Annotated in this window: 14 protein-coding genes and 1 pseudogene; 9 read left to right on the forward strand and 6 right to left on the reverse strand. The window is 69.4% G+C overall.

The features are described 5' to 3' along the window. Positions 1 to 141: 141 nt before the first annotated feature. A complete protein-coding gene (gene phbB / locus F0P95_RS10800; RefSeq protein ID WP_182334231.1) occupies positions 142 to 885 on the reverse strand; it encodes a beta-ketoacyl-ACP reductase in 744 nt (247 codons plus the stop codon). A gap of 59 nt (positions 886 to 944) precedes the next feature. Then, entirely contained in the window at positions 945 to 1,829 is an 885-nt protein-coding gene (gene gluQRS, locus F0P95_RS10805) for a tRNA glutamyl-Q(34) synthetase GluQRS (RefSeq protein ID WP_182334232.1), read from the reverse strand. 94 nt (positions 1,830 to 1,923) lie between these two features. Between gluQRS and htpX the strand changes: the two genes are divergently transcribed. After that, positions 1,924 to 2,787 carry a protease HtpX gene (gene htpX, locus F0P95_RS10810; protein WP_182334233.1) on the forward strand — a complete coding sequence of 288 codons (864 nt, stop codon included), beginning with the start codon at positions 1,924 to 1,926 and terminating at the stop codon, positions 2,785 to 2,787. A 503-nt stretch (positions 2,788 to 3,290) separates the two neighbouring features. Here htpX and F0P95_RS10815 read toward each other — a convergent pair. Continuing rightward, the gene (locus tag F0P95_RS10815; protein WP_182334234.1) at positions 3,291 to 3,746 is read right to left on the reverse strand and encodes a hypothetical protein; all 456 of its coding nucleotides are present in this window, start codon (positions 3,744 to 3,746) and stop codon (positions 3,291 to 3,293) included. Positions 3,747 to 3,869: 123 nt separating this feature from the next. Further along, positions 3,870 to 4,697, reverse strand: a complete 828-nt coding sequence (locus F0P95_RS10820) for an inositol monophosphatase family protein (RefSeq protein ID WP_054665011.1) — start codon at positions 4,695 to 4,697, stop codon at positions 3,870 to 3,872. Between the two features lie 120 nt (positions 4,698 to 4,817). Here F0P95_RS10820 and F0P95_RS10825 point away from each other — a divergent pair, with 120 nt between their 5' ends. The 3 genes from F0P95_RS10825 to F0P95_RS10835 all read left to right on the forward strand — a co-directional run bounded on the left by F0P95_RS10825 (position 4,818) and on the right by F0P95_RS10835 (position 8,691). Next, positions 4,818 to 5,573, forward strand: a complete 756-nt coding sequence (locus tag F0P95_RS10825; protein WP_182334235.1) for an RNA methyltransferase — start codon at positions 4,818 to 4,820, stop codon at positions 5,571 to 5,573. A 62-nt stretch (positions 5,574 to 5,635) separates the two neighbouring features. Continuing rightward, positions 5,636 to 6,553 carry a phosphate/phosphite/phosphonate ABC transporter substrate-binding protein gene (locus F0P95_RS10830; protein WP_182334236.1) on the forward strand — a complete coding sequence of 306 codons (918 nt, stop codon included), beginning with the start codon at positions 5,636 to 5,638 and terminating at the stop codon, positions 6,551 to 6,553. Then, on the forward strand, positions 6,550 to 8,691 hold the full coding sequence (locus tag F0P95_RS10835; protein ID WP_182334237.1) for a putative bifunctional diguanylate cyclase/phosphodiesterase: 2,142 nt from the start codon (positions 6,550 to 6,552) through the stop codon (positions 8,689 to 8,691). Before F0P95_RS10830 ends, F0P95_RS10835 begins: the two co-directional genes overlap by 4 nt. A gap of 43 nt (positions 8,692 to 8,734) precedes the next feature. On the opposite strand, the pseudogene epmB reads toward F0P95_RS10835, so the two are convergent. Next, positions 8,735 to 9,764, reverse strand: a pseudogene (epmB, locus tag F0P95_RS10840) (EF-P beta-lysylation protein EpmB). A 101-nt stretch (positions 9,765 to 9,865) separates the two neighbouring features. Here epmB and efp point away from each other — a divergent pair. Genes efp through F0P95_RS10865 form a run of 5 tightly spaced genes read left to right on the forward strand, consistent with a single transcriptional unit; the run spans position 9,866 to position 13,930 of the window. Next, a complete protein-coding gene (gene efp / locus F0P95_RS10845; RefSeq protein WP_054665025.1) occupies positions 9,866 to 10,432 on the forward strand; it encodes an elongation factor P in 567 nt (188 codons plus the stop codon). A gap of 4 nt (positions 10,433 to 10,436) precedes the next feature. Continuing rightward, complete coding sequence (locus F0P95_RS10850) at positions 10,437 to 11,075, forward strand: TMEM175 family protein (RefSeq protein WP_182334238.1); 639 nt, start codon at positions 10,437 to 10,439, stop codon at positions 11,073 to 11,075. Positions 11,076 to 11,114: 39 nt separating this feature from the next. Then, on the forward strand, positions 11,115 to 12,458 hold the full coding sequence (locus F0P95_RS10855) for a TRZ/ATZ family hydrolase (RefSeq protein WP_056932612.1): 1,344 nt from the start codon (positions 11,115 to 11,117) through the stop codon (positions 12,456 to 12,458). Positions 12,459 to 12,485: 27 nt separating this feature from the next. Beyond that, on the forward strand, positions 12,486 to 13,208 hold the full coding sequence (gene ubiG / locus F0P95_RS10860; protein ID WP_056932611.1) for a bifunctional 2-polyprenyl-6-hydroxyphenol methylase/3-demethylubiquinol 3-O-methyltransferase UbiG: 723 nt from the start codon (positions 12,486 to 12,488) through the stop codon (positions 13,206 to 13,208). A gap of 2 nt (positions 13,209 to 13,210) precedes the next feature. Then, the gene (locus tag F0P95_RS10865; RefSeq protein WP_182334239.1) at positions 13,211 to 13,930 is read left to right on the forward strand and encodes a phosphoglycolate phosphatase; all 720 of its coding nucleotides are present in this window, start codon (positions 13,211 to 13,213) and stop codon (positions 13,928 to 13,930) included. On the opposite strand, the gene F0P95_RS10870 is transcribed toward F0P95_RS10865, so the two are convergent. Next, on the reverse strand, positions 13,909 to 14,361 hold the full coding sequence (locus F0P95_RS10870) for a DUF6265 family protein (RefSeq protein ID WP_182334240.1): 453 nt from the start codon (positions 14,359 to 14,361) through the stop codon (positions 13,909 to 13,911). The genes F0P95_RS10865 and F0P95_RS10870 overlap by 22 nt on opposite strands. Positions 14,362 to 14,446: the final 85 nt, after the last annotated feature.

Below are 14,446 nucleotides of genomic sequence, written 5' to 3' on the forward strand. Positions count from 1 at the left end.
TGGCGCAGTGCAGCAGGCCTTGCAACCGCCATAAGTACAGGGGGGGATGCCCCGGGGAGGGTGTCCGCGGCGGCGTGCAGCATCGATGCCATGCTGCGCAGCATGGGTCGCCCGACGGGCCGCGGCGGGCGATGCCGGGGCTTACCAGCCCATGTGGTGGCCGCCGTTGATGTCCAGGTTGGAACCGGTGATCCAGGCGGCTTCCTCGGCGACCAGGAAGGCCACCGCGTAGGCGATCTCCTCCGGTTTGCCGAGGCGCCCGGTGGGGATGTCGGCGATGATCTTGGCGCGCACTTCCTCGGGTACCGCCATCACCATGTCGGTTGCCACGTAGCCGGGCGAAATGGTGTTGACGGTGATGCCGAAGCCGGCGTTCTCGCGCGCCAGGGAGATGGTGAAACCGTGCATGCCGGCCTTGGCGGCGGCGTAGTTGGCCTGGCCGTACTGGCCCTTGAGGCCGTTGATCGAGCTGATCTGGATCACCCGGCCCCAGCCGCGCCGGCGCATGCCCTCGATGACCGGGCGGGTGACGTTGAACACCGAATTGAGATTGGTGTTGATCACCTCGTGCCACTGTTCCGGGCTCATGCGGTGGAACGTGGTGTCGCGGGTGATGCCGGCATTGTTGACCAGGATCTCCACCGGGCCCACCGCCGATTCCACCGCCTGCACCAGTTGCTGTCCGCCTTCCGGAGTGGACACGTCGCCCGGGAACAACGCGATGTCGTAGCCCCGGGCGCGCATCTGCTGCTGCCAGAGGTTGGCCTTTTCGGCATTGCGGAAATTGGTGGCGACACGATGGCCCTGGTCGGCCAGGCGCTGGCAGATCGCGGTACCGATACCGCCGGTGCCGCCGGTGACCAGTGCAATACGGGATGTCGTCATGGGGTGCGCTCCAGGCGCAGGCGCTGGGGAACCATGGATTCTATGTGAACCGGGCGCCCTCACGGCAACGGCTGCGCGGCGGGGATGGCGGCGCGGCGCAGCCGGCCCGGCTGGAAGGCGGCCGCGGCGCGCTGCAGCAGCGCCGGCAGCGCGTCGATGCCCTCCAGTTCGGCGGCTTCCTGGCCGAGCGCGGCCCACAGCCAGCGCAGCGTCGGCAAGGGATCGGCGGCGTCCACCGGCCGTGCCGCCAGCGACTTGGAGAGCTTTGCGCCCTGCGCGTCGAGCAGCAGCGGCAGGTGCAGGTAGCGCGGTTGCGGCAGCCCCAGCGCGCGCTGCAGCAGGATCTGCCGCGGCGTGGAATCGAGCAGGTCTGCGCCGCGCACCACGTCGCTGATGCCCTGCGCGGCATCGTCCACCACCACCGCCAGCTGGTAGGCCCAGCAGCCGTCGGCGCGCAGCAGCACCACGTCGCCGACCGCGCGGTCCACCCACTGCCCGAAGTGGCCCTGCAGGCCATCGTCGAAGGCGACATGAGTGTCGTCGGCCACGCGCAGGCGGATCGCCGGGTGCGGCCGCTGGCGACCGCCGACGCAGTGGCGGTGGATGCCGTGCTGGCTGGCCAGGTCGGTGCGGCTGCAATGGCAGGCGAAGGCCTTGCCGTCGGCCAGCAGGCGTTCGAGGGCGGCGCGGTAGAGGCCATGGCGGCGGCTCTGGTACTGCACCGGTTCATCCGGCTGCAGGCCGAACGCGGCCAGCGTTGCCAGCTGCGACGCGGCGGCACCCGCCACTTCGCGCGGCGGGTCCACGTCCTCGATGCGCACCAGCCACTGGCCGCCGGCATGCCGGGCCAGCAGCCAGCTGCCGAAGGCGGCCAGCATCGACCCCAGGTGCAGGGGGCCTGTGGGCGAGGGGGCGAAGCGGCCGCGGTAGGGGGAGGAGGACATCGAAGCTGAATCGTCGGTCAGAATCGCGCTTGAATTCAACCTGTCCGCACCGCAGATTTAGCGTGTTCATCCAACCCTTACCGGACCTTTCCGCATGTTTACCCGTATCGGCCTGTTCCTGTTGACCAACCTTGCCGTGCTGATCCTGGCGGGCATCGTGATGTCGGTGCTGGGCGTCAACCCTTCGCAGATGAGCGGCCTGCTGGTCATGGCCGCGATCTTCGGCTTCGGCGGCTCCATCATTTCCCTGCTGCTGTCCAAGTTCATGGCCAAGCGAGGCACCGGCGCGGTGGTGATCACCGAGCCGCGCAACCCGACCGAGCGCTGGCTGCTGGACACCGTGGCGCGCCAGGCCAAGGCGGCCGGCATCGGCATGCCGGAAGTGGCGGTGTACGACGGCCCCGAGATCAATGCCTTCGCCACCGGCGCCAACCGCAACAACGCGCTGGTGGCGGTGTCCACCGGCCTGCTGCACAACATGAGCGAGGAAGAGGCCGAGGCGGTGCTGGGCCATGAGATCTCGCACGTCGCCAACGGCGACATGATCACCATGGCGCTGCTGCAGGGCGTGCTCAACACCTTCGTGATCGTGCTGGCGCGCGTGGTCGGCGGCATCATCGACAGCGCGCTGTCGGGCAACCGCGACAGCGGCCGTGGCTTTGCCTACTACATCATCGTGTTCGTGCTGGAGATGGTGTTCGGCCTGTTCGCGACGATGATCGCGATGTGGTTCTCGCGTCGCCGCGAGTTCCGCGCCGACGCCGGTGGCGCCAGCCTGGCCGGCCGTCAGAAGATGATCGCCGCGCTGGAGCGGTTGAAGCTCAACCACGGGCAGAGCACGCTGCCGACGCAGATCGCGGCGTTCGGCATCGCCGGGTCGACGGCGAAGAAGCTGTTCCTGAGCCATCCGCCGCTGGAGGAGCGCATCGCCGCGCTGCGTTCTTCGACGGTGGCGTAACCGGTTCGACAACCCGCGGTACCCCAAGGACGCCCGGCAGATGCCGGGCGTTTTTCATTGGAGCAGCGTTTCCGCTCTCGCTCTCGCTCTCGCTCTCGTTCTTGTTTGTGCCTTGGCTCCTGCGCTTTTGACTATGCATCCCCTTCCGCAGCGACGGAGCCGACGGGAATCACCCGAAGGGCGGCGTGCAGGGACGCACGCCGTTTTTCTACGCGACAGGGATGTCGCGTAGAAAAATCCCGGCGGCGGAGTGGACCCGACGCGCGCAGCGCGTCGGGCGCGTAGGCAGGGCGTGCTTTCTTTGGGCCACGTTTCTTTGCACGAGCAAAGAAAGGTGGCTCGCGCCCCGAAGGGGAGCGAAAGCCTTTGATCCTGTTCCCGCCCTTGCTCTGGCTTTCCCTGGACGTCTGTACCAACGCGATAGTCAAAGGGCCAAGCCAGAGGCCAAGCATGAAAGCGGAAGATTGAAAGCAGAGCTTTCGCCCCTGCTTCGCAGGAGCGAGTTACTTCTCTTTGATCGTGCAAAGAGAAGTAACCAAGAGAAACACGCCCCTGCCTCCGCGCCCAGCCCGCGCAGCGGGCTGGGTCCACTCCGCCGGCGGGATTTTTCGACGAGACATCCATGTCTCGTCGAAAAACGACGCGCGTCCCTGCACGCCGCCCTTCGGGTGATTCCCGTCGGCTCCGTCGCTGCGGAAGGGGAGCCGGAAGTCAAAAGCAACAGCACCAGCAACAGCCAAAGCCAAAGCCAAGGCCAAGGCCAAGGCCAAGGCCAAGACCAAGACCAAGACCAAGACCAAGGCCAAGACCAAGGCCAAGACCAAGGCCAAGGCCAAGACCAAGGCCAAGACCAAGGCCAAGGCCAAGACCAAGGCCAAGACCAAGGCCAAGACCAAGGCCAAGACCAAGGCCAAGGCCAAGACCAAGGCCAAGGCCAAGGCCAAGGCCAAGGCCTTCATCTGGTGACATTGAATGGGGGAGCAGCCGCGGGCCGCCGGTTCGCGGCTCCCGCAACGGACGTCATGCCAGAAACAGAAACGGCGCCCTCGCGGGCGCCGTCCGGGATCGCGGGAAAGGCCGGATCAGAACTTCGGATCGAACTCGGCGGCGTGGCCGGTGTTGACGATCACCTTCTGCAGCGCCTCGCACACCTTCAGGTTGCCGGCCACGACCTGCTGGGTCTCCGGGCCCTTGTCGTCCATGCGCGCCAGGGTGGCGCCGCGGTAATTGCAGACCTTGCCGCCGGCCTCGCGCACCAGCAGCACGCCGGCGGCGATGTCCCATGCCTTCACCCCGGCCTCGAAGTAGGCATCGGCGCGGCCGCAGGCCACGTAGGCCAGGTCCAGCGCCGCCGAACCGGTACGGCGGATGTCCTCGGCCTGCACCAGCAGGGTATCCACGGTCTTGAGCTGGCTGCCGGCACGGGCGCGCTCGCGCGGGGCGAAGCCGGTGTGGATCATCGTGCCTTCCAGGTCCTTGCGCTCGGCCACGCGGATGCGGCGGTCGTTGAGCACCGCGCCGGCGCCCTTGGAGGCGGTGAACAGTTCGTTGCGCAGCGGGTCGAAGATCACCGCGTCGGTGGGTTCGCCATTCTCGACCAGGGCGATCGACACGCAGTAGTGCGGGAAGCCGCGCAGGTAGTTGCTGGTGCCGTCCAGGGGGTCGATGACCCACATCTGCCGGCCATTGCCCTGCAGGCCGCCTTCCTCGCCGTAGATGCCGTAGTCCGGGTAGGCGCGCTTGAGTTCCTTGACGATCACCTTCTCGGCGTCGCCATCGACTTCGCTGGCGTAGTCCATCCGGCCCTTCTGCACCACGTTCAGCGCTTCGAGCTTGTTGATGTTGCGCAACAGGACGTTGCCGGCGAGGCGTGCGGCCTTGACCATGACGGTGACGGCGGGTTTCTGCATGGCGAAGGGCTCCCGTGAAGGCGAATGGGTCGGACTGGCGGAGGAAAAGAGCGGTCCCGGCGCACGGGCCGGCCGCGCAGTTTACCATCTGCGGCTGTCCCGCTCCTGACTTTTTTCGCCATGTCCGCTTCCACCCGCATCCGTTTCGTCCTCGTCGGCACCCAGCATCCCGGCAACATCGGCGCGGCGGCGCGGGCGATGAAGACCATGGGGCTGTCGAGGCTGGTGCTGGTGGCCCCGGAGCAGCCGCTGGACGAGGTCGCCTTCCGCCGTTCGGCGGGCGCCGAGGACGTGCTGGGCGATGCCCCGGTGTTCGCCACCCTGGCCGAGGCGGTGGCCGATTGCCGGCTGGTACTGGGCTGCACCGCGCGCGCGCGCCGGGTCCAGCTGGAGGAGCTGCTGCCGGAGGTGGCCGGCCAGCGCGCGGTGGCGCGGGCGGCCGAGCCGGCGGAGGTGGCCTTCGTGTTCGGCCGCGAGCGCACCGGCCTGAGCAACGACGAGCTGCAGTTGTGCCATGCCGCCGTGCACATTCCTTCGGATCCGGAGTTCAGCTCCTTGAACCTGGCCGCGGCGGTCCAGGTGCTGGCCTACGAGGTGCGCATGGCGCAGCTGGAAGGGCAGGCCGCGCCGCCGCCGGAGCCGGGGTATGGCGAGGCACCGGCCAGCCACGCGCAGCTGGAAGGGCTGTTCGGGCAGTTCGGCGACACCCTGGACCAGATCGATTTCCACAAGGGCCGCGCCCCGGAATCGGCCATGCGCAAGCTGCGCCGCCTGTTCATGAAGGCCGAGCTGTCCGAGCAGGAGGTGCGCCTGCTGCGCGGCATATTGTCCGACGCGCAGCGCATGGCCAGGCTGGCGAACGAACGGCAGAACTGAGACATCCGTCATTCGGGTTTTTTTCGGATAGTCTGTGCGGACACTCTTGGGGGAGCGCCGGTTTGCGTGTTTCAAGATGGCTCTGGGGGGCCGCGCTGGTGTTGTCCGTGGCGTTGCCCGCCGTGGCGGCGGCGGCCGAGCGTTCGGTACTGGTGCTGGGGCGCCTGAGTGACGACCCGAAGTCGCACTACGAACAACTCAAGCCGCTGCTGGACTATGTGATTCCAAGGATGCGCGACGTGGGGATCGTCGAAGGCCGCATCCTGATGGCCAAGGACATGCAGCAGATGGCCAGCTACCTGCGGCGGGGGCGGGTGGACTGGGTGACGGAGACGTCCGGTACCGCCATGGCGCTGCGCCAGCGCAGCGGCGCCGAGCCGCTGCTGCTGACCGAGCGCGGGGGCGTGGCGGCCTACCATAGTGTGTTCTTCGTCCGCCGCGACAGCCCGATCAACACCCTGGAGGAGCTGAAGGGGCGCTCGCTGGCGATGCAGAGCGTCTGGTCCACCAGCTCCTACCTGGTGCCGGTGATGGAACTGCTGGCCCATGGTGTGCGCCCGGAAATCCTGCTGACACCGCAGGACACGCCCACCGCCGACACCGTGGGCTACGTGTTCGCGCGCTCGGAGCTGAACATCTCCACCTTCGTGCACAAGCGCGTGGTCGACGCCGGCGTGGTCAGCAGTATCGACTGGCTCGACGAGCGCCGGGTGCCGGCGGTGTTCCGGCGCGACATGCGCGTGCTCTACGAGACCGAGGACGTGCCGCGCGCGGTGGAAATGGTGCGTCCGGGCATGGATCCGGCGGTGCGCAGGCGGCTGCAGGAGGTGCTGCTGGAAGCCAGCAACGACCCGGCGGCCGGCCCGGCGCTGCGCAAGTTCTTCGGTACCTCGGCGTTCCACCGCCTGGACCCGGCCAGCCAGCGCGCGCTCGACCGGCTGCGCGCCGGCCTGGCCCGGGTGCGCATGGAGGTCGAATGAAGCGGCCGCGCTTCGGGCTGCAGGCCCGCTTCCTGTGCGTGGCCGCCGGCGCGGTGCTGGTGGTGATCGCGATCGTCGCGGTGCTGCTGGCGCGGCAGGCGGCGGCCCAGCGCGAACTGCTGCAGGCCAGCAGCAGCGTGGTCAGCCAGGTGTTCGACGACAGCGTGCGCGAACAGGGGACGTCGCTGGCGACGTCGCTGGCCGACGCGCTGGTCAACCCGCTGTACTTCTCCGACCTGGACGCGATCGGCGCGCTGGTGCGCAGTACCGCCAGCCAGAAGTCGGTCAGCTACGTGCTGGTGCACGACGCCGAGGGCCGGCTGATCCACGACGGCTCGGTCGAGGTCGCCGGCTATGGCCGGCAGATGCAGGACCCGCTGGCGCAGGGCGCGATCAACGCCGAGCAGCTGCGGATGCAGGAGTCGCCGATGGTGCTGGAGGTGGACCTTCCGCTGCGCATCGGCGAGCAGCGCATCGGCGGGCTGCGGCTGGGCATGGACCTGGCACCGGTACGCGCCCAGGAGGCCGAGGCCAAGGCCGCGCTGGAGCAGCGCATGGGGCTGGCCAACCGCCGCCAGCTGGCCTGGGTGATATTGATGATGGTGGCGCTGGTCGGGCTGGCGTGCCTGGTGGCGCTGTACGTGCAGCGCACCCTGGTGCAGCCGGTCCGCTGGCTCGGCGCGACCGCGCGCCGCATCGAGGCCGGCGACTACCAGGTCGAGCAGCAGGACACCCGTCGTGGCGACGAGATCGGCGAACTGCTGCGCACGTTCGGGCGGATGGGCCAGAGCATCGCCCGCCACGACCGCGAAGTGCGGCAGATGGCCTACACCGACTCGCTCACCGGCCTGACCAACCGCCTGGCGTTCCGCGAGGCGCTGGACCACCGCCTGCTCGGTGCCCGCGCCTCCGGCCAGGGATTGGCGCTGCTGTTCATCGACATCGATGAGTTCAAGCGGGTCAACGACACCCTCGGCCACGAGGCCGGCGACGACGCGCTGCTGCAGTTCGCCCAGCGCATCGCCGCGGCGGTGGAGCAGGATGGCGGCGACGACGCCCTGCTGGCCCGCTTCGGCGGCGACGAATTCGTGATCCTGATCGGCAACGACGCGGGCCGGGTGGAGAACATGGCCACCGCCCTGGCCAAGCGCCTGGTGGCCGACCTCGGCTCGCCGCTGCAGGTACAGGAGCGCGAGATCTTCCTGGGCAGCTCCATCGGCATCACCCTGTTCCCGGAAGATGCCACCGACGCCACCGGGCTGCTCAAGAACGGCGACATCGCCATGTACCAGGCCAAGCTGGCCGGCAAGAGCTGCTTCCGCTACTACAGCCGTGCGCTGGACCATGCGGTCGAGCGGCGCCTGCACCTCGAACAGGAACTGCGCGGCGCCTGGGAGCGCGGCGAGCTGCACCTGGTCTACCAGCCGATCTTCCGTACCCTCGACCGCATGCTGATCGGCGTCGAGGCGCTGCTGCGCTGGCAGCACCCGGTGCTGGGCGCGATCCCGCCGTCGATGTTCATCGACATCGCCGAACAGAGCGGGCTGATCCAGACCCTGGGCCCGAAGGTGCTGCATGCCGCCTGCCAGCGGGCGCGGCAGTGGCCGTGCAACGGTGCCGGGGAGGAGCTGTTCGTTTCGGTCAACGTGTCGCCGCGGCAACTGCGCAGCGGCGACCTGGCCGCGGCGGTGGAGCAGTGCCTGCATGTCTCCGGGCTGGCTGCCTCGCGCCTGCACCTGGAGCTGACCGAGACGGCGGTGATCGGCGACGAGATGCTGGCCGCCTCGCTGCTGGAGAAGCTGCATCGCACCGGGGTCAAGGTCTGGCTGGACGACTTCGGCACCGGCTTCTCCGGGCTGAGCCACCTGCGCCAGGTGCCGGTGGACGGGGTCAAGATCGACAAGAGCTTCGTCGCCGACCTGCAGCGCGACCCGGACGACCTGGCCCTGACCAGCGCGATCATCGCGATGGCCCATGCGCTGGGGATCACCGTGGTCGCCGAGGGCATCGAGCACCAGGCCCAGTTCGACCTGCTCAACGAGCGCGGGTGCGACCTGGTGCAGGGCTACTGGCTGGCGCGCCCGCTGGATTCGGACGACCTGGTGCGGCTGCTGGACGCCGCGCCGAGCCCGGCCTGAAGGCCGCCGGCGGCACGGCCGCCGGTGCGCCGCCGGGTGCCGGTCAGAGCGGGCGCTTGCCGGTGTCGCCGGCGATCTCGCGCACCAGTTTCGGCACCAGGTAGCCGGACAGGCGCGCCCGCAGCGCGGCGTGCAGTTCCAGCGCGCGCGCGTCGTCGACCTCGAAATGGGCCACGCCCTGCACCCGGTCCAGCTGGTGCAGGTAGTAGGGCAGCACGCCGGCGGCGAAGCTGCGCTCGCTCAGCGCGGCCAGTACGTCGATGTCGTCGTTGACCCCGCGCAGCAGCACTGCCTGGTTGAGCAACTGCGCGCCGGCGCCGCGCAGGCGCGCCAGCGCGGCATCGACGCTGGCGTCGAACTCGTTGGCGTGGTTGGCATGGATCACGAAGGCCAGCGGCCAGGGCAGGCCGGCCAGCCAGTGCACGAGTTCGTCGTCCACGCGTTCGGGCAGCACCACCGGCAGCCGGCTGTGGATGCGCAGGCGGCGCACGTGGGGGATCGCGGCCAGCGCGGTGGTCAGCTCCGCCAGCTTGGCGGTGGCCAGCGCCAGCGGGTCGCCGCCGGACAGGATCACCTCGTCGATAGACGGGTCGGCGGCAATGGCCGCCAGCGCCTCTTCCCAGGCGCCGCGGGCGGCGTTTTCCCCCGGCATAGTCGAAATGGCGGCGGAAACAATAGCGGCAGTTGATCGCGCAGCTGCCGGTGGCCACCAGCAGGGCGCGCCCGCGGTACTTCTGGATCACGCCGGTGGCCTTCTTCGCCGCGCCGTCGCCGACCGCGTCGAAGCTGAACCCCGGAACCACCCGCATCTCGGCATCGACCGGCAGCACCTGCCGCAGCAGCGGGTCGGCCGGGTCGCCCGGGCGCATGCGCGCGGCGAAGCCGCGCGGCACCCGCAGCGGGAACTGCGCCAGCGCCTGCGCCGACACGCCCAGGTCGGCGGCTTCCAGTCCCAGCCCGGCCAGCAGCTCGGCCGGGTCACGGATCGCCTGCCGCCAATGCGCCTGCCAGCGGCCGGCGGGCAGGGGGGCGGGGGATTCCTGTGGAGCGGGGGCGAGGGCTGCGGTTATCATGGGCGACCAGAAAAACAGATGCCCGCCTTCGACGGCGGGCGTTCCATTCTAATCCGGCCGCCACGCGCGCGCCGGTTTTGCCACTTATCAGGAGTTCCAGCATGGCCAGCTACGGCATGAACGACGTGAAGAACGGGATGAAAATCCTGGTCAACAACCAACCGGCTGTCATCATCGACACCGAGTACGTCAAGCCGGGCAAGGGCCAGGCGTTCACCCGGGTGAAGTACCGCCTGATCAAGGACGGCCGTACCCAGGAAATCACCATGAAGTCGACCGATTCGCTGGATGCCGCGGACGTCGTCGACACCGACATGAACTACATGTACAGCGATGGCGAGTACTGGCACTTCATGGACCCGGAGACCTTCGAGCAGGTGCAGGCGACCAAGGCCGGCATGGGCGGCGCCGAGAAGTGGCTCAAGGGCGAGGAGTCCTGCGTGGTGACCCTGTGGAACGGCGAGCCGATCGCCGTGCAGCCGCCGAACTTCGTCGAACTGAAGATCACCGAGACCGACCCGGGCGTGCGCGGCGATACCTCCGGCGGCGGCGGCAAGCCGGCCACCCTGGAAACCGGTGCGGTGGTACGCGTGCCGCTGTTCGTCGGCCAGGACGAGGTGATCCGCGTCGATACCCGCTCCGGCGAATACTCCGCGCGCGTCAAGTAAGCCCATGCGCGAACCCGCCGGCGTCGAGCAGGCTGTCGAGGAACCGGTCCGCGAGGACCGGTTTCCGCATGAGCGGGTGGTGAACTTCTGCGACGCAGTGTTCGCCATCGTCATCACCCTGCTGGCCATCGAGCTGCGCCTGCCGGGCAGCGAACTGATCGAACGGGTGGGCGCCGACCAGGCCTGGGGCGAGACCTCCAGCGTGCTGCTGGCGTACGTCATCAGCTTCTTCGTGACCGGGCTGTTCTGGGTCGGGCACATGCTCACCTGGAAACACGTGCGACGGGTCAACGCCAAGCTGGTGTGGCTGGCCCTGCTGCAGTTGTTCTTCGTCGTGCTGATGCCGTTCGCGACCCGCCAGGTGTCCGAGCATTTCGTGGTCTATGCGCTGGTGCTCACCGGCATTTCGCTGTTTTCCTGGCTGCTCCGGCGCACGGTGGTGGCACAGGAGGACCTGCGCGCCCGGCTCGGCGCGGCGCAGGCCCGGCTGCTGCTGGTGCGCGGGCTGATCCCGCTGCTGGTGTTCTCCTGCGCCATCCCGCTTGGCCTGTTCGTCCCGGGGAAATGGGCGGCACTGGTGTTCGCGTTGATTTTCCCGCTGTCCATGCTCGCCCGGCGGCGCATCCTCGCCCGCGGCGAGTGAGTGCGCGCCACAGGCCCGGTCCCGGAAGGAAGCTCTGCAATGACAACCCCTGAAACCGCGGCGTCCCGCTGCGACCTCCTGATCGAAGCCGGCTACGTGGTGCCGGTCGAGCCGCATGCGGTAGTGCTGGAAGACCACGCGGTGGCGGTCAGTGGCGGCCGGATCGTGGCGGTGCTGCCGCGCGCCGAGGCGCGTGCGCGCTTCCAGGCCGCCGACGTGGTGTCGCGCCCGCAGGCGGCGCTGATCCCGGGGCTGGTCAACGCCCACACCCACAACCCGATGACCCTGCTGCGCGGGATCGCCGACGACCTGCCGCTGATGACCTGGCTGCGCGAGCACATCTGGCCGGTCGAGGCGGCGGTGATCGGCCCCGAGTTCGTCGCCGACGGCACCACCCTGGCGATCGCCGAGATGCTGCGTGGCGGTACCACCTGCGCCAACGAGAACTACTTCTTTGCCGACGTGCAGGCCGCCGTGTACAAGAAGCATGGCTTCCGCGCGCTGGTCGGTTCGGTGATCATCGATTTCCCCAGCGCCTGGGCCCGCAGCGACGACGAGTACTTCGCCCGCGCCGGCGAGCTGCACGACCAGTGGCGCGGCGACCCGCTGATCGGCACCGCGTTCGCCCCGCACGCGCCCTACACGGTGAACGACGCCAATTTCGAGCGGGTGCGGATGCTGTCCGACCAGCTCGACATCCCGGTGCACCTGCATACCCACGAGACCGCGCAGGAAATCAGCGACTCGATCAGGCTGCACGGCCAGCGCCCGCTGGCGCGGCTGGACCGCCTGGGCCTGGTCAACGACCGCCTGATCGCGGTGCACATGACCCAGCTCACCGACGCCGAGATCCACCTGTGCGCCGAGCGCGGCGTGCACGTGGTGCATTGCCCGGAGTCGAACCTGAAGCTCGCCTCGGGCTTCTGCCCGGCCTGCGCGCTGGTGCGCGCGGGCGTGAACCTGGCCATCGGCACCGACGGCTGCGCCAGCAACAACGACCTGGACATGTTCAGCGAGAACCGCACCGCGGCGATCCTGGCCAAGGCCGTGGCCAACGACGCCACCGCGCTGGACGCGGCCACCACGCTGCGTGCGGCGACCCTGGGCGGCGCGCGCGCGCTGGGTTTCGGTGAGAAGATCGGCTCGATCGAGGTCGGCAAGCAGGCCGACCTGGCGTGCGTGGACCTGTCGGCGCTGGAGACCCAGCCGCTGCACCATGTCCTGTCGCAGCTGGTCTACGCCGCCGGCCGCCACCAGGTCAGCGACGTGTGGATCGCCGGCCAGCCCAAGCTGGTGCAGCGCGAACTGGTCGGCATGGACGTGGCGGCGATCACCGCCAATGCCCGCCAGTGGCGCGACCGCATCCGTTCCATCCGCGCCTGAGCGCGGCGGTTTCACGAGGACCCTGAAATGACCGCAGCACCGACGTCCAACAACTTCGATCAGGCCGAACTGGACAAGTTCGCCGCGCTGGCCAACCGCTGGTGGGACGCCGACGGCCCGCAGAAGCCGCTGCACGCGCTCAACCCGGTGCGGCTGCAGTACGTGGCCGAACGCGCCGCGCTGCGCGGCGCCCGGGTGCTCGACATCGGCTGCGGCGGCGGCCTGCTCAGCGAAGCGCTGGCGAAGCAGGGCGCGCAGGTGACCGCCATCGACCTGGCGCCGGAACTGGTCAAGGTCGCGCGCCTGCACGGGCTGGAATCCGGGGTACAGGTCGATTACCGGGTGCAGGCAGCCGAGGATCTGGCCGCCGAGCAGGCCGGCACGTTCGACGTGGTGACCTGCATGGAGATGCTGGAGCACGTGCCGGACCCGGGCGCGATCATCGCCGCCTGCCAGCGCCTGCTGCGTCCCGGCGGCAAGCTGTTCCTGTCCACGATCAACCGCACTCCGGCCGCGTTCGCGGTGGCGGTGGTCGGCGCCGAGTACATCGCCCGGCTGCTGCCCAGGGGCACGCACCACTACCAGGAGTTCATCAAGCCGGCCGAGCTGGGCGCATGGCTGCGCCAGTCCGGGCTGCAGCTGCAGGACGTCAGCGGCATGGCCTACGAGCCGTGGCGCAACCGCGCGCGCCTGAGCCGGCGCACCGACATCAACTACCTGGCCTTCGCGGTCAAGCCGGACCAGGCCTGACCATGGCCGCGTTCCCGCCGGTGGTGCTGTTCGACCTGGATGGCACCCTGCTCGACACCGCGCCGGACTTCGTGGTCACCGCCAACGCCATGCGCCAGGCGCGCGGCATGCAGGCGCTGGCCGCCGAGCGCTTGCGCCCGGTGGTGTCCAAGGGCTCGCGGGCGATGCTGGCGGTGGCCTTCCCGCAGATGGCCGAAAGCGAGCGGCATGCGCTGGTGCCCGAGTTCCTGGATGTCTACCAGTCGCTGATCGGCCGCCATGCGCGACTGTTCGATGGCATCGCCAGCATGTTGCATGCGCTGGAGCAGGCAGGCAGCCGCTGGGGCATCGTCACCAACAAACCCGAATACCTGGCGCGGCTGATCCTGCCGCAGCTGGGCTGGGAGCAGCGCTACGCGGTACTCATCGGCGGCGACACCCTGGCCGAGCGCAAGCCGCACCCGCTGCCGCTGCAGGTGGCCGCGCAGCGGATCGGGCTGGCGCCGCAGCATTGTGTCTACGTCGGCGACGACGAGCGCGACATCCAGGCCGCATCCGCGGCCGCCATGCCGTCGGTGGCGGCGCTGTGGGGTTACCGCCCGGACGGCGACGACCCGGCGCTGTGGCAGGCCGACGCGATGGCGGCGACCCCGGCCGCGCTGCTGGAGCCGGCGGCCTGGCCGTGGCCGCGTGGCCTGCGCGCGGACCGCGCGCCGGCGGTTCAGTCGGCGCAGCGGCGGTAGTCGAACCGGATCTCCAGCGGCGTGCCGTCCGCTCCGGTCCCGGAGATGGCGGCGCGCAATCGCGTGCCGTCGCGCCGGTATTCGATGCGCTGGGGGAAATCGTGTCCGGGGTTCGCGAACATCACCCAGCCGTCGCCGCGTCCGGCGATGGCGAACACGGTCGGCGCCGCGCCGTTGGGCTGCACATGGAAACCCGCGTCGCTGCCGGCAGGCACCAGGCGCATGAATTCGAACGACTCGGTGCCGCCGCCGCGTAGCGTGCGCGACATGCCCAGCAGCGCACCGCCGGCTTCCGGCAACCAGGCCTCCTCGATCTTCCGTTCCGCGCTGCCACCGCACCATTGGCCCGCGAGCCAGTCGAATTCGCCGGCCACGGCGGTCCCGCCCGCCAATGCCATGCCCACCCCCAGCACCATTGCCGCCTTTGCCATGTTTCCGCCTCCTCGATGGATGCGGGCAGGCTAGCGGCGTCCCTGCGGCGGCGCTTGTAAAAACGCGCAGCGCGGGGTTCGATGG

It is taken from the genome of Stenotrophomonas acidaminiphila (assembly GCF_014109845.1).
In the GTDB taxonomy this organism is placed as follows: domain Bacteria; phylum Pseudomonadota; class Gammaproteobacteria; order Xanthomonadales; family Xanthomonadaceae; genus Stenotrophomonas; species Stenotrophomonas acidaminiphila.